Genomic DNA, 17,046 nt, shown 5'->3' on the forward strand with positions numbered 1-17,046 from the left:
CTATCAGACCGTTTCCCGGCCCGATTTCCTCGGTGCTTTCCAGGCCCCCGCTTATGTTTCGCGGTTTCCTTTCCGGCGGTTCCGACTCTATCAGACCGTTTCCGGCCCGATTCCCTGTCGGCGGGATTTGCCTCGAGCTTCTGGCTTTCGCCTGTCGGCCTTTCGACATTCACTACGTTAGCCGATTCCCTCGGCAGCTCATAATCGAACTCCGCCGAGTTCGAATTCAGACATGCAGGCACGCCGAATTCGACCCCGCTGAGGGGCGTCGTAGGTAGTGGGTTGGCCACTTCCGGCTGCTGGCGAATGCCGTACCCGGTTCAAGCGGCTCGGGCTACGTTACGCCGCTGTCCAAGGCGAGTCAACTTCGGCGGCGCCGGGGCACGTGGGCCCGATAGGGGCTCACCGTCGGGTCGCCGGCGATCCAGTAGCGCCAGGGGTGGAACGCGCCGTCGCCGGAGACTCCGGTGCGTGGGCCGTTGCGTACCTGGTCGGTGAGTGCCGGGGTACCCGTGAGGACGCGGAGCGGGGTGCCGCCGGGGGCGCAGGCGTCCGTGCCGTCGAGGGTCCGGTCGACGTCCAGGGCCGTGGCCAGGCGGGCGGGGCCTTTGGCCAGTTCCCTGTCGTCGCGGGCCGAGAGTCGACGCCTGCGGGCCTGCTCGGTGCCTCCGATCACCTCACCCGCGCGGAGCAGGACACCGCTCGCGGCGCCCTCGGGGCCGCAGACGAGGTTCATGCAGTGCCACATGCCATAGGTGAAGTAGACGTACACGTGTCCGGGCGGGCCGAACATCACGCTGTTGCGGGCGGTGCGTCCGCGGAAGGCGTGGGAACCGGGGTCGTTCGGGCCGTCGTAGGCCTCGACCTCGGTGAGGCGCAGGGTGATCGGACCGTCCGGGGTGGTGCGCACGACGAGGCGGCCGAGGAGATCGGGGGCCACCTCCAGAACGGGGCGCTCGAAGAAGGTCCTGGGCAGGGGCGTACGGTCGGGGGTCGCGATCATGCCCTCCGAGCGTAATGGAGGCGGTCGGTGCGTCGGGGTGGCCAGTGGGCACCCGGGTTGCCAGGGTGGAGTGCGGAACCGGCTCCGGCCGGATCGCGTTTGTAGGGATCAAGGATCCCGTCGTAGAGGTCTAGAGGGAGAGTCATGGCGTTCAAGAAGCTGCTCGCGAGTCTCGGGGCCGGTGGGGCCTCGGTCGAGACGGTGCTGACCGAGGTCAACGTCGTTCCGGGTGGCGTGGTGCAGGGCGAGGTGCGGATCCAGGGCGGGTCCGTGAACCAGCAGATCGAGGGACTGTCCGTCGGGCTCCAGGCCAAGGTCGAGGTCGAGAGCGGCGACCAGGAGTACAAGCAGGACATCGAGTTCGTCAAGCAGCGTCTGGGAGGGGCCTTCGAGCTGCAGGCGGGCGCGGTGCACGCCGTGCCGTTCGGTCTGGAGATCCCGTGGGAGACGCCCATCACGATGATCGACGGGCAGGCCCTGCGCGGGATGAACGTCGGGGTGACCACGGAGCTGGAGATCGCGCGGGCCGTGGACTCCGGTGACCTGGACCCGGTGAACGTGCACCCGCTGCCGGTGCAGAAGGCGATCCTGGACGCCTTCCTCCAGCTGGGCTTCCGCTTCAAGAACGCGGACCTGGAGCGCGGTCACATCCGGGGGACGCGGCAGAAGCTGCCGTTCTACCAGGAGATCGAGTTCTTCCCGCCGTCGCAGTACCGGGGTCTGCACCAGGTCGAGGTGAGCTTCGTCGCCGACGAGCACACGATGGACGTCGTGCTGGAGATGGACAAGAAGCCGGGGCTGTTCAGTGAGGGCAGCGACACCTTCCGCTCCTTCCAGGTCGGGCTGAACGACTACCAGGGGACCGACTGGGCGGCGTACCTCAACCAGTGGCTGTCCGAGGTCGGCAGCAGGCGCAACTGGTTCTAGGCTCGGAACCACTGACTCCAGAACCGATGCAGGAGGTACCGAGGTGACCGAGCTCAAGCGACGGCCGCTCCCCCACGACTTCCATCCGCCCGTGCCGTCGTTCACGGTGACGAGCGAGGACGTCGAGGAGGGCGCGACCCTCAAGGGCGACCAGGTCCAGTCGGACGGGAACACCTCGCCGCAGCTGCGGTGGGAGGGTTTCCCGCCGGAGACCAAGAGCTTCGCGGTGACCTGTTACGACCCCGACGCACCGACGGGCAGCGGCTTCTGGCACTGGGTGCTGTTCGACATCCCCGCCTCGGTGACCGGGCTTCCGGCGGGGGCCGGCGGCGGCAAGTTCGAGGGCCTGCCCGAGGGTGCCGTCCACGCGCGCAACGACTACGGGACGAAGGACTTCGGCGGGGCAGCCCCGCCGCCCGGGGACGGCCCGCACCGGTACGTCTTCACGGTGTACGCGGTGGACCAGGAGAAGCTCGGTCCGGACTCGGACGCCTCTCCCGCCGCCGTCGGGTTCAATCTGCGCTTCCACACGCTCGCGCGAGCCCAGCTGATCGGGGAGTACGAGAGCCCCGCCGCGAGCTGAGCCGGGCCTCCCCCGAGTCATCTCATCGTTCGTTCAACGTTTGCCCGTCCCTGGTCTTGGAAGTGATCAGGGGCGGGCATTTTGTTGCCGGGGGCGCGGGGGGCATCCCCCGTGGGAGCAGCAGATATTGCGTTGTCCATCTCGGTGTGCCCGGCCAGAGTTGTTCCCAGCCCGCCAGGGGGTGGGCCGGTGCACACGGGAGGTGGGCTGGTATGCGGGACACGCTGGTACTCAACGCGAGCTTCGAGCCGCTGTCGACGGTGACGTTGAACCGAGCCGTCGTTCTGGTGCTTCAGGACAAGGCCGTCGTCGAGCAGGCCCACCCCGAACTGCGGATGCGGGGAGCCGAGGTGGACATACCGGCGCCCCGGATCATCAGGCTGTGCAGGTACGTACGGGTGCCGTTCCGAAGACAAGCTCCGTGGTCGCGGCGGGGTGTGCTGGTCCGGGACCGGCACCGGTGCGCCTACTGCGGTCGCCGGGCGACCACGGTGGACCACGTCGTGCCGCGGGCCCAGGGCGGTCAGGACTCCTGGCTCAACACGGTCGCCTCGTGCGCGGAGGACAACCACCGCAAGGCGGACCGGACTCCGGAGCAGGCGGGCATGCCGCTGCTGCGGCAGCCGTTCGAGCCGACCCCGCAGGACGCGATGCTGCTCGCCCTGGGGCAGGAGGACCTGGCCGCGCTGCCGGAGTGGCTGACCACGGACGCGGCGTAGCCCGGCGGGCAGGCCGTGTTGCGTGCGCCGCCCCGCCGTGGCCGCGACGAACGGTTCCCCGCAGTCGAACAGTTCCCCGCAGTCCTTGAAGGGCTGCGGGGAACCGGGGGTTTCAGGGGGTGCGTCGTCAGTCGATCGACGGCTTCTCGCGGCGTTCCCTCGGGCTGTCCGAGCCACCGCCGTTGGAGCCCGAACCGCCGCCCATGGGACCGAAGTTGCCCATGGCGCCGGACAGTCCCTTGAGGGCGTCGCCGATTTCGCTGGGCACGATCCAGAGCTTGTTGGCGTCGCCCTCGGCGATCTTCGGGAGCATCTGGAGGTACTGGTAGGAGAGGAGCTTCTGGTCCGCGTCGCCGGCGTGGATCGCCTCGAAGACCGTGCGGACGGCCTGGGCCTCGCCCTCGGCGCGCAGGGCGGCGGCCTTGGCCTCGCCCTCGGCCTTGAGGATGGCGGACTGCTTCTCGCCTTCCGCGGTGAGGATGGCGGCCTGGCGCGTGCCTTCGGCGGTGAGGATCGCGGCGCGCTTGTCCCGGTCGGCGCGCATCTGCTTCTCCATCGAGTCCTGGATGGAGGTCGGGGGCTCGATCGCCTTCAGCTCCACGCGGTTGACGCGGATGCCCCACTTGCCGGTGGCCTCGTCGAGCACTCCGCGCAGAGCCGCGTTGATCTCCTCGCGGGAGGTCAGGGTGCGCTCCAGGTCCATGCCGCCGATGATGTTGCGCAGGGTGGTGACGGTGAGCTGCTCGATCGCCTGGATGTAGCTGGCGACTTCGTAGGTCGCGGCGCGGGCGTCGGTCACCTGGTAGTAGATGACGGTGTCGATGTTGACGACCAGGTTGTCCTGGGTGATGACCGGCTGCGGCGGGAACGGAACGACCTGTTCACGCAGGTCGATGCGGTTGCGGATGGTGTCGATGAACGGGACGACGATGTTGAGGCCCGCGTTGAGCGTCCGTGTGTAGCGGCCGAACCGCTCCACGATCGCGGCGCTCGCCTGTGGGATGACCTGGATCGTCTTGATCAGGGCGATGAAGACCAACACCACCAGGATGATCAAGACGATGATGACCGGTTCCATCGTGCTCCCCGTACCCTTCTCCGCCTCGGCGCTTTCGGAAGATCTTAGGCTTGTTGAAGATCTTGCTGGTCGAGTGTGCCAGACCGTCGTCCGGCTCGTGGGGTGTTCGGTTCACTTACGTGGTGCGGTAGTTGACTGGGTCAGATGACGATCGCCGTGGCCCCCTCGATGTCCACGACGTCGACCTCCTGCCCCACTTCATAGGTGCGGTCGGTGTCGAGAGCGCGCGCCGACCAGATCTCCCCGGCGAGCTTGATACGTCCTCCCCTGCCGTCGACCCGTTCCAGTACGACGGCCTGCTTGCCCTTCAACGCGTCGACGCCGCTGGCGAATTGGGGCCGCTGGGCGCTGTGCCGGGCCGCGATGGGCCGTACGACGGCGATGAGGGCGACGGAGACGACCACGAAGACGAGTACTTGGGCGACCACGTCGAAGCCGAGGGCGGCCGCGACGGCCGCGGCCACCGCACCGACCGCGAACATGCCGAACTCCGGCATGGCGGTGACCACCAGAGGGATTCCGAGCGCTGCCGCACCTACGAGCCACCACACCCACGCGTCGATGTCGTCCACGTGTTCATGGTAGGTCCGGCGGGTGTGCGACCGACAGGGCGCGAACGGGGGCGGTCAGGACAGCGGCAGGCCCTGGGCGGTCCAGCGGTCGCCGACCTGTTCCACGACGAGGGGGAGGCCGAAGCAGAGGGAGAGGTTGCGGGAGGTCAGTTCGAGTTCGACCGGTCCGGCGGCGAGGACCTTGCCCTGACGGATCATGAGGACGTGCGTGAAACCGGGGGCGATCTCCTCGACGTGGTGCGTGACCATGATCATCGAGGGGGCGATCGGGTCGCGGGCCAGGCGGCCGAGGCGGCGGACGAGGTCCTCGCGGCCGCCGAGGTCGAGGCCGGCGGCCGGCTCGTCGAGGAGCAGCAGTTCGGGGTCGGTCATCAGGGCGCGGGCGATGAGCGTGCGCTTGCGCTCGCCCTCGGAGAGGGTGCCGAACTTCCGGTCCAGGTACTCGGTCATGCCGAGGCGGTCGAGGAAGGCGCGGGCGCGCTGTTCGTCGATCTCCTCGTAGTCCTCCTGCCAGCTGGCCGTCATGCCGTACGCGGCGGTCAGGACGGTCTGCAGGACGGTCTGGCGCTTGGGGAGCTTGTCGGCCATGGCGATGCCGGCCATGCCGATGCGGGGGCGCAGTTCGAAGACGTCGGTGCCGGGACGGCCGAGGGTCTCACCGAGGACGGCGGCGGTGCCGCTGCTGGGGTAGAGGTAGCTGGACGCGACGTTCAGCAGGGTCGTCTTGCCGGCTCCGTTGGGGCCGAGGATGACCCAGCGCTCGCCTTCCTTGACCGACCAGGAGACCTGGTCCACCAGAGCCCGGCCCTCGCGGACCACGGATACGTCCTGAAGCTCCAGAACATCGCTCATGAGCGCGTTGTCTCCCCTTGCAGTGTGGCCGGTCTCGGTTGTCGCGTACGCCTGTGGCTCGGACCGCCGCGCGCGGGTGGGCGCGGCCCCTCCAGGAAAATCTACGCCACCGGCCGGGTGGGCCGTTCCATCGGTCCGGTCCTTAGGCTTGGGGGCATGCTCTCTGAACCGCGCTCCGGTCGCCTCGCAGCTTGGGGAAATGCGCTTTTGGCCGGACTTGTCTCTCCGGACGACGCCGTACTCGCCATCGTCGGGGAGGACGCCGTGCACCGGGTGGAAGGGCTGCCCGGCGAGTCCGCGCCCGTCGGGCTCACGCTCGCGCTCGGACGGCTGCGGGCGCTCGGTGTGAGGGGGCTGCGGGTGGCGCTGCCGGCGCCGGGGCATCCGCTGGGGCTGAGCGGGCCGCCGGAGTTCAACGCGCGGGCGCTGGAGGCCGAGGAGGCGGTGGTCTGTCACGGGGCCGCGCTCGGGCTGGTGCCGGAGGTGTACGAGGCCGGGCCGGCGGGCGATGTACATGTCGAGGTGACGTGGCACTGCCTCCCGGTGCGGGAGGCTCCGCCGGCGGACGTGCCGTCGCTGGGTGAGGCCGAGCGGGAGCTGGCGGAGGCGCTGCGTGACGCCACGGCCGTCCTGGCGCGGTTGGACGTGGCGGGCTCGGGGCCGGTGGCCGAGGCGGCGATCGACGCGTACCGGGCACGGGCGGAGCGCGGGCGGGAGGTGCTGGCGCCGGGGTACCCGCCGCGCGCGGTGCGGGTGCTGGAGCTGGCGCAGCGGGTGGGGTTGCTGGTGTCGCTGGCCCGTGAGAACGGGCACGGGGGTGCGGTGAGCGCTTCCGAGATGGGGGCTCGGGTGGCCGCGTTGCAGCCGGTGGAGCGGACGGGGCGGCGGGCGCAGGTGGCTGCGTACAACGCGTATGTGGAGGAGCGCGAGCGGGGGCGGTGAGGTGTCCGCGCGTGGCGCGGGACGGGTGGCCGGCCTCCGCGTCGGTGACCGGCGGTACCCGCCGGGACGGCGGCGGAAGGCGTCGGTCGCGGTACCGGCGGGGGAAGGCGTCGACCCCACCGGCGGGGGTCGGGGCGAACCGGCCTCCCCCGGAGTGGGGCCGGGAGAGGCCGGGAGGGACTCGGCGGTTCCTCGGTGGCGGGTGCCTCAGTGGTTGAGGCCCAGGTTCCCGAAGGCGGGGTTGAGCACGCCGACGACGTCGACGCTGTTGCCGACGGCGTTGACCGGGATGTGGACCGGGGCCTGGGCGACGTTGCCCGAGACGACGCCCGGCGAGTGCTCGGCGACGCCGGCGGCCGACGCGCCGCCGGCGGCCGACGCCACCAGTCCACTGGCGATCATCGTCACGGCCGCTGCCTTCTTCAGGTTCTTCACTTCCGACCCCTCCTGGTGACGGCCGCGGCGATCACCGCGGCACGCGCTGGAGAACGTCGGGGGCCGGCGGAGGATGCGCCGTTCGGGGGACATTTCCACGACGGTATGGATCTCGGACCGGAGGAGACGTGTCCGGACGGGCGCCCCGCCGTGCCACCGGTCGTGCACCGGGTGCCGTGCCGCCGGTGTCGTGCGCCGGGGCGTGTGTCAGCCCGCCGCGCCGTGGCGTACGGCCCACAGGGCGGCCTGGGTGCGGTCGGCGAGGTCGAGCTTCATCAGGATGTTCGAGACGTGGGTCTTGACGGTCTTCTCGGACAGCACGAGGGCTCGGGCGATCTCCCGGTTGGAGCGGCCGTCCGCTATCAGACCGAGGACCTCACGCTCCCGCTCGGTGAGCGAACCGCCCCTCCCCTGCACCGAGTTGGTCTCCTCCTGGGAGAGGAGGGCGTCGGCGACCTCGGGCTGGAGCAGGATGTGGCCGGCGTGGACCGAGCGGATGGCGCCGGCCAGTGCGTCGGGGTCCACGTCCTTGTAGACGTACCCGGCGGCACCCGCGCGCAGGGCGGGGACCACCGTGCGCTGCTCGGTGAAGCTGGTGACGACCAGGACGCGCGCGGGGTTGGCCAGTTCGCGGAGTCTGCGGAGCGCCTCCACGCCGTCCATGCCCGGCATCTTGACGTCCATCAGGACGACGTCGGGCCTCAGCTCCTCGGCGCGGGCGACTCCCTCGGCCCCGTCGGACGCCTCCCCGACGACCTCGATGTCGTCCTGGACCTCCAGGAAGGTGCGCAGGCCGCGGCGGACGACCTGGTGGTCGTCGACGAGCAGCACCTTGATTGCGTCAGCCACCGGGGGCCTCCATCTCTATCGTGGTGCCCTTGCCGGGCGCCGACTGCACCGTCAGGCTGCCGCCGACCCCGCCGGCCCGGTCCCGCATGGAGACCAGGCCCAGGTGGCGGCCGGCCCTGCGGACCGTCGTGGGGTCGAATCCGCCGCCGTCGTCGACGACGCGCAGGACCGTGTCCGGGCCGCGCTTGTGGAGGGTCACCTCGACGTGCTCGGCGCCCGAGTGGCGCAGCGCGTTGTGCAGGGCCTCCTGGGCGACGCGCAGGAAGGCCTCCTCCTGGGCGGCGGGCAGGGCCCGGACGCCGTGGGCGGTGAAGGTCACGCGCGCGGAGTGGGCGCGGTCCAGAACCTGGATCTGGGTGCGGAGGGTGGCCACCAGGCCGTCCTCGTCGAGGGCGGCGGGGCGCAACTCGACGACGGCGGCCCTCAGTTCGTCGGTGGCTTCGGCGGCGAGGGCGGCGACCTGCTGGAGTTCGCCCTTGGCGCGGACGGGGTCGCGGTCGACGAGGGTGGTGGCGGCCTGGGCGGTCAGGCGCAGGGAGAAGAGCTTCTGGCTCACCGCGTCGTGCAGTTCGTGGGCGAGCCGGGAGCGCTCCTCGGCGATGGTGAGTTCGCGACTGCGCTCGTACAGGCGGGCGTTGGTGAGGGCGATCGCGGCGTGCTGAGCGAGGATCGCGAGCAGCTCCTCGTCGTCCTCGGTGAATCCGCAGCCGCCCGTGGGCCCGGAGCACGGCGGGTTCACCCCGTCGGGACACAGCTTGTTCGCGAGGAACAGGGCGCCGATGACCTCGTCGCCGTCGCGGACGGGCAGGCCGAGGAAGTCGGACATCTCCGGGTGGGCGGACGGCCAGCCCTCGAAGCGCGGGTCCTTGCGCACGTCGGCGAGGCGCTCGGCCTTGGCCTCGTGCAGCATCGCCGCCAGGATGCCGTGCTGCCGGGGCAGCGGGCCGATGGCCTTCCACCGTTCCTCGTCGACGCCGTCGACGACGAACTGGGCGAAGCCCCCGTGGTCGTCGGGCACGCCGAGCGCGGCGTACTGCGCGTCGAGCAGCTCGCGCGCCGAGGCGACGATCGTCTTGAGGACGTCGCGCACCTCGAGGTGCCTGCTCATGGCCAGCAGCGCGGAACTGACCGCGGCGAGGCCGGACCGGGGGCCTTGACTCATGCCCTCACGGTACCGGCGGGGTGTGACGGCGGGATCGGGCCCGTGACGCAGCGGGGTGGGCCGCAAGGCCTAGGTCCGAGGTCCCCGGTGCCGGGGGCGTACGCCGAAGGGCCCCGGTGGGCCCCGTCCGGCGTCCGAGGCGGCCGGCGGGGGCGCGTTCCTACGGTGGCGGCACCGCCGAGCGGCGGGTCGACGAAGGGGACGGTTGTCATGCCGGTTGCGATCATCACGGGTGCCTCGAAGGGACTGGGCCGGGCGCTCGCCGAGGCCCTGGCCGCCCGGGGCTGGGATCTGGTGCTGGACGCCAGGACGGCCGGGGTGCTGAAGGAGGCGGCCGCCGCGGTGGCGGAGCACGGGACCGGGGTGGAGGCGCTCGCCGGGGACGTGACCGATGCCGCGCACCGGACCGCGCTGGTGGCGGCCGCCTGGCGGCTCGGCGGATGCCGGCTGCTGGTGAACAACGCGAGCGCGCTGGGCGCCGAGCCGCTGGTACGGCTGGCGGAGCTGCCCCTGGAGGGGCTGCGGCGGGCCGTGGAGGTGAACGTGGTGGCCGCGCTGGGGCTGGTCCAGGAGGCGCTGCCGCTGCTCCGCGCGGCGCCGGACGGCGCGGTGATCACGGTCAGTTCGGACGCGGCGGCCGAGGCCTACCCGACGTGGGGCGGGTACGGGGCGTCGAAGGCGGCCCTCGACCTGCTCGCGGCGGTGCTCGGCGAGGAGGAGCCGGAGCTGCGGGTGTGGGCGGTGGATCCCGGGGACATGGCGACGGACCTGTACGCGGCGGCCGTGCCGGAGGACGACGGGGCGCGGCCGGAGCCGGGCGGTGTGGTGCCGGCCTTCCTGCGGTTGCTGGACGAGCGGCCGCCGAGCGGGCGCTACGGGGCACCGGCCCTGCTGGGGGGACGGCGATGACGCCGGCCCTGAGCGTGCCGCCGGAGTTGTCGGCGCGGGTTCCGGCCGAGCAGCGCGGGCCCGGCCGCGACCGGGACTCCGTCCGACTGCTGGTGTCGCGGGGGAGCGAGCCGGCGCATCACGTGTTCCGGGAGCTGCCGGGTCTGCTGCGGGCCGGGGACCTGCTCGTGGTGAACACCTCGCCGACGCTGGCCGCCGCCGTGGACGGGCGGATCGGGCACGCGTGCGTGGTGGTGCACTTCTCCACGCGCGGGGACGACGGGCGGTGGGCGGTCGAGCTGCGGGAGCCCGACGGGCGGGGCACCACGCGCCCGCGTGCGGGAGGGCCGGCCGGGACGGAGGTGCGGCTGCCCTCCGGAGTGCGGCTGGTGCTGGAGGAGCCGCTGGGCGGGCCCGGGGGGCGGTTGTGGTGGGCGCGGATGACCGCGGGGGCGGTGCCGGGGCTGCTGAGGGAGCACGGGCGGCCCATCCGTTACTCCTACACGGACCGGGATCAGCCGCTGGCGGCGTACCAGACGGTGTTCGCGCTGCCGTCGGCCGACGGGGCGGGCAGCGCGGAGATGCCGAGTGCGGCGCGTCCTTTCACGGCACGGCTGGTGACGGAGCTGGTCAGCCGGGGGGTGCAGTTCGCGCCGGTCACGCTGCACACCGGGGTGGCGTCGGTGGAGGCGCACGAGCCGCCGTACCCGGAGCGGTTCGCGGTGCCCGCGGGGTCGGCCCGGCTGATCAACGCGGCGCGGGCGGGAGCCGGCCGGGTCGTCGCGGTGGGGACGACCGCCGTCCGGGCGGTGGAGTCGGCGGTGGGGGCCGACGGGGTCGTCCGCGCGCGTGCGGGGTGGACGGACCTCGTCGTCACACCCGAGCGCGGGGTGCGGGTGGTGGACGGGCTGCTGACCGGGCTGCACGAGCCGGAGGCTTCGCATCTGCTCATGCTGGAGGCGGTGGCGGGGCGGGCCGCGATCGACCGGGGTTACGAGGAGGCACTGCGGGGCTCCTACCTGTGGCACGAGTTCGGGGACCTGCACCTTCTCCTGCCGGCGGAAGCTGCTCACGCAGAGACCTGAGCCGACGACGGCCGGTGACGAAACCTCGGCCTCCCTGTGAGCCCGCACATAGGGCGCACATCACGTACTAAGGGCGATAGAAGCCAAAAGGGTCCTTTTGAACGGGGCAGACAGCCTGGTCTGTCCCGTTTTGCCCTTCCCTGATCCACTACCGGGGATAGTACGTCACACCTTTGCCTGGGCATTTTGCGGCCGCTAACAATGGCTCCCGTCGCTCAGCGCCGCGGTTTCCGATCCGCGGCGCTCGTGCCGAAAAGCACCCGCTGTCCGTCGTCGGACGAAGTGAGCGACCTCCGCGCTATTCGAAGAGGTCCTTCCGCCATGCCCAAGAACACTCGCAAGATCGCGCTCGCCGGTGTCGCCACGCTCGGTGCCGCCGCCGTCGCTTTCACCGTGGTTCCGGCCGACGGTCAGACGACCACGACGGACGCCCTTTCCTCGTCCCGCGTGGCCTACAGCTCCGAGCAGGTGCGCGACGTCAAGGCCAGCGTGACCGACCAGCTGGCCGGCACCAGCCTGAAGGTCCAGGCCATCGAGGCCAGGAAGAAGGCCGCCGTCGACGCGGTGGCCGCGAAGAAGGCCGCCACCACCGCCGCGGCGCAGAAGAAGGCGGCCGCCGCTGCCGCCGCGAAGAAGGCGGCAGCGAAGAAGGCCGCCGCGGCGCGCGCCGCCAAGGCTGCCGCGAGCCGGTCCGTCCAGCGTCCCGTGGTCAAGCAGGTCGTCGTCAAGAGCTACCCGAACAACCTCGACGGCTGGATCCACGAGGCTCTCGGCATCATGAAGAAGAAGGGCATCCCGGGCTCCTACCACGGGCTGCACAAGAACATCATGCGCGAGTCCTCGGGCAACCCGCAGGCCATCAACGACTGGGACATCAACGCCGTCAACGGCGTCCCGTCGAAGGGCCTGCTCCAGGTGATCCCGCCGACCTTCAAGGCGTACCACGTCCCGGGCACGTCCTGGAACATCTACGACCCGGTCGCCAACATCACCGCCGCCGCCAACTACGCGGCCGACCGGTACGGCACGATCGACAACGTCAACAGCGCGTACTGAGCGTCCCGGCTCCCGCCGGGACCCCCCACGCACCGAAGGGCGGCACCTTCCCTGACCGGGGTGCCGCCCTTCGGCGTCGTACGACCGCTCGCGCCTACTTGCGCATGACCTCGGGCTCGTGGCGGCGCAGGAAGCGGGCCACGAAGAAGCCGCAGATCACGCCGAGGACGATCAGGGCGGCCATGTCCAGGCCCCAGGCGCCGAGGGTGTGCTCCCACAGCGGGTCGTTGCCGGCGCCCTTCTCGGGCGGGCTGATCTTGTTGAAGTCCAGCGTGGCGCCCGCGGCGGCGACCGCCCAGCGCGACGGCATCAGGTACGAGACCTGGTTGGCGCCGATCGAACCGTTCAGGGCGAACAGGCAGCCCGTGAACACGACCTGGACGATGGCGAACATGACCAGCAGCGGCATGGTCTTCTCGGCCGTCTTCACCAGGGAGGAGATGACCAGGCCGAACATCATCGAGGTGAAGCCCAGCCCCATGATCGGCAGGGAGAGCTCCAGCAGCGGGGCACCGCCGAAGACCAGTCCCTCCTCCGGGATCTCACGGCTGGCGAAGCCGATGACGCCGACCAGCAGGCCCTGGAACACGGTGATCAGACCGAGCACGAACACCTTGGACATCAGGTAGGCCGAGCGGGACAGGCCGGTCGCGCGCTCCCGCTCGTAGATCACCCGCTCCTTGATCAGCTCACGGACGGAGTTCGCCGCGCCCGAGAAGCAGGCGCCGACGGCGAGGAGCAGCAGGACGGTGCTGGCCGTGCCGTTCGGGACGATCCGGCCGCTCTGCGGGTTGACCCCGTTGGGCAGCAGGCCTCGGTCCGGGTCGATGAGCAGGCTCACCGCGCCGATCACGGCCGGCAGGATCACCATCAGGCCCAGGAAGCCCTTGTCGGAGACGATCACCGACGCGTAGCGGCGCACCAGGGTGACGAACTGGGACATCCAGCCCTGTGGCTTCGGCGGCCGCATCGCCTGCATCGGCGTCACCGATACGGACTGCGGTGCGATGGCGTCGATGTCCGCGGCGTACATCTGGTAGTGCTGCGAGCCCTTCCAGCGGCCCGCCCAGTCGTAGTCGCGGTAGTTCTCGAAGGCGGAGAAGACGTCGGCCCAGCTGTCGTAGCCGAAGAAGTTCAGCGCCTCCTCGGGCGGACCGAAGTAGGCGACGCTGCCGCCCGGCGCCATCACGAGCAGCTTGTCGCAGATGGCGAGTTCGGCCACCGAGTGCGTGACCACGAGGACCGTACGGCCGTCGTCGGCGAGACCGCGCAGCAGCTGCATGACGTCGCGGTCCATGCCCGGGTCGAGGCCCGAGGTCGGCTCGTCGAGGAAGATCAGCGACGGTTTGGTCAGCAGTTCCAGGGCGACCGACACGCGCTTGCGCTGGCCGCCGGAGAGGGAGGTGACCTTCTTGTCCTTGTGGATGTCCAGCTTCAGCTCGCGCAGCACCTCGTCGATGCGGGCGTCGCGCTCGGCGGCCGTGGTGTCGGCCGGGAAGCGGAGTTTGGCCGCGTACTTGAGGGCCTTCTTGACGGTCAGTTCCTTGTGCAGGATGTCGTCCTGCGGGACCAGACCGATGCGCTGGCGCAGCTCGGCGAACTGCTTGTAGAGGTTGCGGTTGTCGTAGAGGACGTCGCCCTCGTTGGCGGGCCGGTAGCCGGTGAGGGCCTTGAGCAGGGTCGACTTGCCGGAGCCGGACGGGCCGATGACCGCGATCAGCGACTTCTCCGGGACGCCGAAGGAGACGTCCTTCAGGATCTGCTTGCCGCCGTCGACCGTCACGGTCAGGTGGCGTGCGGAGAAGGAGACCTCACCGGTGTCGACGAACTCCTCGAGCCGGTCGCCGACGATCCGGAACGTCGAGTGGCCGACGCCCACGACGTCGGTGGGGCCGAGCAGTTGCGAGCCGCCCTTGGCGATCGGCTGGCCGTTGACGTACGTGCCGTTGTGCGAGCCGAGGTCGCGGATCTCCATGCGCCCGTCGGGCGTCGAGTGGAACTCGGCGTGGTTGCGCGAGACCTGGAGGTCGGACACGACCAGGTCGTTCTCCAGGGCACGGCCGATGCGCATGACCCGGCCGAGGGAGAACTGGTGGAACGTGGTCGGGCTGCGGTCGCCGTGGACCGGCGGCGCCCCCGCGCCGACGCCGGGGCCCTGCTGGGGCACGACGGGCCCGCCGACCTTCCGCGGCGGCTCCCATCCGGGCTGCGGCGCCTGCTGCTGCGGCACCTGCGCCGGCATCTGCTGCTGGGGCGGGGCCGGCTGGGCCCAGCCGGGGTTCGCGGCCTGCGCGGCGTACGGCTGCTGCGGCTGCGCGACCGCCGCCTGCGCGGCGGAGAGGTTCAGGCGCGGTCCGTCGGTGGCGTTGCCCAGGTGGACCGCCGAGCCGGGCCCGATGTCCACCTGCTGGACGCGCCGGCCCTGTACGAACGTCCCGTTGGTGCTGCCGTGGTCCTCCAGTGTCCAGCCGCGGCCGTTGAAGCTGACCGTGGCGTGACGCCAGGAGACCCTGGCGTCGTCGAGGACGACGTCCCCCTGCGGATCCCGTCCGAGGGTGTATGACCTGGACGGATCGAGCGTCCAGGTGCGTCCGTTCAATTCCAGTACGAGTTCCGGCACTCCATGCCCCACTGAGTAGTCCCCCGAGTTACCCCCATCACGGGGAGTCTAGGGATGTCGAACATCGTCGGGAACTATTTCAGGCTCGGCCCCCTGACCGAAAGCCGGGCCTTGCGAAGGGGGCGCGCGGGCGCACGCGGTCTCGTCGTCGTCTCGTCGTCCGTTTCCGTTGACGGGGTGGAAACCCGGCCGGAGAGTGGTAAACGCACGCGAGGGGGACGGAAGCGGCGATCTTCGCCGTTCCGCACCGCGGATCGGGGGGTCTGCATGAGCACCGGCACGAGCGGCGAGCGCGGCGGGAGCACGGCGTACGACGAGCGGGTGCCGTGGCTGGACGTGCTGCTGTCCGCGATCGCCGCGGTGAGCTGGGCGTTGATCGGGATGGCGGGGACGGCGGCGCTCGGCCTGCATCTGCTGGGGGCGGACGCCGCGGGTTCGCCGGTGCCCATGACGGCGGCGGTCGTGGCGCTGGGCGCCGGCGGTTCCGTGACGCCGTCGGGCGATGTGTCCGCGTTCGGCCTGACGGGTGCGGAGGCGAACACCGCCATCGAGATCACGCCACTGGGCGTGAGCCTGGTCGGGGCGGTGCTCCTGTCCTGGTTCTTCCTACGGTCCCTGCGCACGGCCGGGGTCGTGGTCGCACCGGCCGAACTCCTGGCGCGCGCGGGCACGGTGGTCGCGCTGTTCGTCGCCGTGCTGGGCGGGCCGGCCTGGGCCGGGCACGACGTCATCACCCTCGACGGCGGGGCGCTGGGGCCGGCCGGCCTGCCCGGCGGCGGGGGTGGCGTCGAGGTCCCCGGGCTGGGCGGCCTCGGGGACGTCGGCGGGCTGCTGCCCGACCGGCTGGGGGATCTCGTCGACGCGCGGGCCGCGGTCGGCTTCACCGTCGACCCGTCCGCGACGCTGCTCGGCGGACTGCTGTGGTCGGCCGCGGTGCTGCTGATCGCCCTGCTGGCCTCACGCCGTACGCCGCTGCCGCCCGGCTGGGACGCCGTGCACCGGGTGGTGCGGCCCGCGGTGTCCGCCCTGGTCACGGTGCTGCTGGTCGCGGTGGCCGCCGGGCTCGCGGCGGCGGCGTACGCGGCGGTCGGTGACGACCATCCGAAGCGGATCGCGGGGGCGGCGCTGCTCGGGGCGCCCAACGGGGTGTGGTTCGGGGTGGACGTCGGTCTGTTCGTGCCGTGGGACGGCCGGGCGAGCGGGGTTCTGACGCGGGTGCTGCCCGATCCGCTCGACGACCTGCTGGGCACCGGCACCGAGGGGTCGGTGACGCTGGGCCGGCTGGCCGAACTGGACGGACGGGTGTGGCTGTTGGGGGTCGCGGCGGCGGTGATGACGCTGCTGGCGGGGGTGTTGACGGCGGTGCGGAGCCCGGTGGGCCGGGCCGGGACGGCCGGCGGTTCCGGGGCGGCCGACGGTTCCGGGGCGGCCGACGGTTCCGGGGCGGTACGGGGCGCGGGTGGCGCCGGGTTCGTGGGGTGGTGTGCGGTGCGGCTGGGGGTGGTGACCGCGGTGGCACTGCCGCTGCTCGCCCGGCTGGCGGACGTGTCCGTCGACGCCTCCCTGTCCGTGCTCGGGTTCGACACCTTCGGCGCCGGCGTGGAACTGCACGGCCACCTCGGCACGGCCGTCCTGCTCGGGGGCGCGTGGGGCGCCGGCGCCGGGGCGGCCGGGGCGCTCCTCGCCCGGGCGAGCGGGGCGGCGGGGACACGGGCGGCGGCGCCAGCGGCGTACGACTTCGCGGCAGGGGGTACCGGCGAGCGGGCGGCGCCGGGACCACACGACATCGCGGAGGAGCGCGAGGGCGAGGGCGAGCGGGCGGCGCCGCCCTCGTGCGACATCACGGTGGGGGGCGGGGGCGCGGCGCCGGCGCCCGGGCCGGGCGGCCCGCCTCCGCGTGGGGACGGCCCGGGGTGGGCGGCCGAGGGGTCCGGCAGCCCCCCGGCGACGGACGGCCGCTCCGGGCCGTACGTGCCGGGTGTGCCGTACCGGCCGCCGAACCCCGCCACCAACCCGTACCTGCGACTGCCGGAGGGGCCTGGGGAACCGGAGGACTCCCGGCCCGGGCACGAGCGGCCCGGACCCGATCTGCCCGGGCACGATCTGTACGACGCGCCGACGATGGTGGGCCCCGTGGAGCCCCCCGCCCGGCCGCCCCGGCGCCCGACGGGGCCCCCGCGCTCCCGGGAGCGGTCGCCGGAAGCCGATGGTCCCGTGCCGCCGCCCCCGCCACCCCCTCCCCCGCCGCCGGACGGGCCGGGCGGGCGGCGGTGAG

General features: G+C 72.0%; 16 protein-coding genes. 8 read left to right on the forward strand and 8 right to left on the reverse strand.

What is annotated here, in order from left to right:
- Positions 1 to 361: 361 nt before the first annotated feature.
- A complete protein-coding gene (locus ACH4N1_RS25800) occupies positions 362 to 1,003 on the reverse strand; it encodes a DNA-3-methyladenine glycosylase (protein ID WP_398100496.1) in 642 nt (213 codons plus the stop codon).
- Positions 1,004 to 1,147: 144 nt separating this feature from the next.
- Between ACH4N1_RS25800 and ACH4N1_RS25805 the strand changes: the two genes are divergently transcribed.
- The 3 genes from ACH4N1_RS25805 (at position 1,148) to ACH4N1_RS25815 (ending at position 3,232) form a co-directional block, all read left to right on the forward strand.
- Positions 1,148 to 1,930: a sporulation protein gene (locus tag ACH4N1_RS25805; protein ID WP_398100497.1), complete on the forward strand. Its 783-nt coding sequence runs from the start codon at positions 1,148 to 1,150 to the stop codon at positions 1,928 to 1,930.
- A 43-nt stretch (positions 1,931 to 1,973) separates the two neighbouring features.
- The gene (locus tag ACH4N1_RS25810; RefSeq protein WP_398100499.1) at positions 1,974 to 2,513 is read left to right on the forward strand and encodes a YbhB/YbcL family Raf kinase inhibitor-like protein; all 540 of its coding nucleotides are present in this window, start codon (positions 1,974 to 1,976) and stop codon (positions 2,511 to 2,513) included.
- Positions 2,514 to 2,725: 212 nt separating this feature from the next.
- Positions 2,726 to 3,232, forward strand: coding sequence for an HNH endonuclease (locus tag ACH4N1_RS25815; RefSeq protein ID WP_392248394.1), 507 nt, complete (start codon positions 2,726 to 2,728; stop codon positions 3,230 to 3,232).
- 127 nt (positions 3,233 to 3,359) lie between these two features.
- Here the strand turns inward: ACH4N1_RS25815 and ACH4N1_RS25820 are convergent, their stop codons facing one another.
- From ACH4N1_RS25820 to ACH4N1_RS25830, 3 genes are all read right to left on the reverse strand, one after another.
- Positions 3,360 to 4,310: an SPFH domain-containing protein gene (locus ACH4N1_RS25820; RefSeq protein ID WP_366060556.1), complete on the reverse strand. Its 951-nt coding sequence runs from the start codon at positions 4,308 to 4,310 to the stop codon at positions 3,360 to 3,362.
- A gap of 140 nt (positions 4,311 to 4,450) precedes the next feature.
- Positions 4,451 to 4,882 (reverse strand): NfeD family protein, encoded by a 432-nt coding sequence (locus ACH4N1_RS25825; protein WP_398100502.1) that lies wholly within the window; start codon positions 4,880 to 4,882, stop codon positions 4,451 to 4,453.
- Between the two features lie 54 nt (positions 4,883 to 4,936).
- Positions 4,937 to 5,734: an ABC transporter ATP-binding protein gene (locus ACH4N1_RS25830; RefSeq protein ID WP_398100504.1), complete on the reverse strand. Its 798-nt coding sequence runs from the start codon at positions 5,732 to 5,734 to the stop codon at positions 4,937 to 4,939.
- A gap of 156 nt (positions 5,735 to 5,890) precedes the next feature.
- On the opposite strand from ACH4N1_RS25830, the gene ACH4N1_RS25835 reads away from it, so the two are divergent.
- A complete protein-coding gene (locus ACH4N1_RS25835; RefSeq protein ID WP_366060553.1) occupies positions 5,891 to 6,676 on the forward strand; it encodes a hypothetical protein in 786 nt (261 codons plus the stop codon).
- 207 nt (positions 6,677 to 6,883) lie between these two features.
- Here ACH4N1_RS25835 and ACH4N1_RS25840 read toward each other — a convergent pair whose 3' ends face one another.
- From ACH4N1_RS25840 to ACH4N1_RS25850, 3 genes are all read right to left on the reverse strand, one after another.
- Positions 6,884 to 7,111, reverse strand: a complete 228-nt coding sequence (locus tag ACH4N1_RS25840; RefSeq protein ID WP_398100505.1) for a chaplin — start codon at positions 7,109 to 7,111, stop codon at positions 6,884 to 6,886.
- Positions 7,112 to 7,318: 207 nt separating this feature from the next.
- Entirely contained in the window at positions 7,319 to 7,960 is a 642-nt protein-coding gene (locus ACH4N1_RS25845) for a response regulator (protein WP_398100507.1), read from the reverse strand.
- Positions 7,953 to 9,122: a GAF domain-containing sensor histidine kinase gene (locus ACH4N1_RS25850; protein WP_398100509.1), complete on the reverse strand. Its 1,170-nt coding sequence runs from the start codon at positions 9,120 to 9,122 to the stop codon at positions 7,953 to 7,955. Before ACH4N1_RS25850 ends, ACH4N1_RS25845 begins: the two co-directional genes overlap by 8 nt.
- A 210-nt stretch (positions 9,123 to 9,332) precedes the next feature.
- Between ACH4N1_RS25850 and ACH4N1_RS25855 the strand changes: the two genes are divergently transcribed.
- The 3 genes from ACH4N1_RS25855 to ACH4N1_RS25865 all read left to right on the forward strand — a co-directional run bounded on the left by ACH4N1_RS25855 (position 9,333) and on the right by ACH4N1_RS25865 (position 12,151).
- Positions 9,333 to 10,031: an SDR family NAD(P)-dependent oxidoreductase gene (locus tag ACH4N1_RS25855; RefSeq protein WP_398100510.1), complete on the forward strand. Its 699-nt coding sequence runs from the start codon at positions 9,333 to 9,335 to the stop codon at positions 10,029 to 10,031.
- Positions 10,028 to 11,095, forward strand: coding sequence for an S-adenosylmethionine:tRNA ribosyltransferase-isomerase (locus tag ACH4N1_RS25860; protein ID WP_398100512.1), 1,068 nt, complete (start codon positions 10,028 to 10,030; stop codon positions 11,093 to 11,095). Before ACH4N1_RS25855 ends, ACH4N1_RS25860 begins: the two co-directional genes overlap by 4 nt.
- Positions 11,096 to 11,416: 321 nt before the next feature.
- The gene (locus ACH4N1_RS25865; RefSeq protein WP_398100514.1) at positions 11,417 to 12,151 is read left to right on the forward strand and encodes a transglycosylase SLT domain-containing protein; all 735 of its coding nucleotides are present in this window, start codon (positions 11,417 to 11,419) and stop codon (positions 12,149 to 12,151) included.
- Between the two features lie 94 nt (positions 12,152 to 12,245).
- Here the strand turns inward: ACH4N1_RS25865 and ACH4N1_RS25870 are convergent, their stop codons facing one another.
- Entirely contained in the window at positions 12,246 to 14,771 is a 2,526-nt protein-coding gene (locus tag ACH4N1_RS25870; RefSeq protein ID WP_398100516.1) for an FHA domain-containing protein, read from the reverse strand.
- Between the two features lie 267 nt (positions 14,772 to 15,038).
- On the opposite strand from ACH4N1_RS25870, the gene ACH4N1_RS25875 reads away from it, so the two are divergent.
- A complete protein-coding gene (locus ACH4N1_RS25875) occupies positions 15,039 to 17,045 on the forward strand; it encodes a streptophobe family protein (RefSeq protein ID WP_398100518.1) in 2,007 nt (668 codons plus the stop codon).
- Position 17,046 lies beyond the last annotated feature (1 nt).

The sequence above is a fragment of the Streptomyces sp. NPDC017202 genome (assembly GCF_044331705.1).
Lineage (GTDB): Bacteria > Actinomycetota > Actinomycetes > Streptomycetales > Streptomycetaceae > Streptomyces.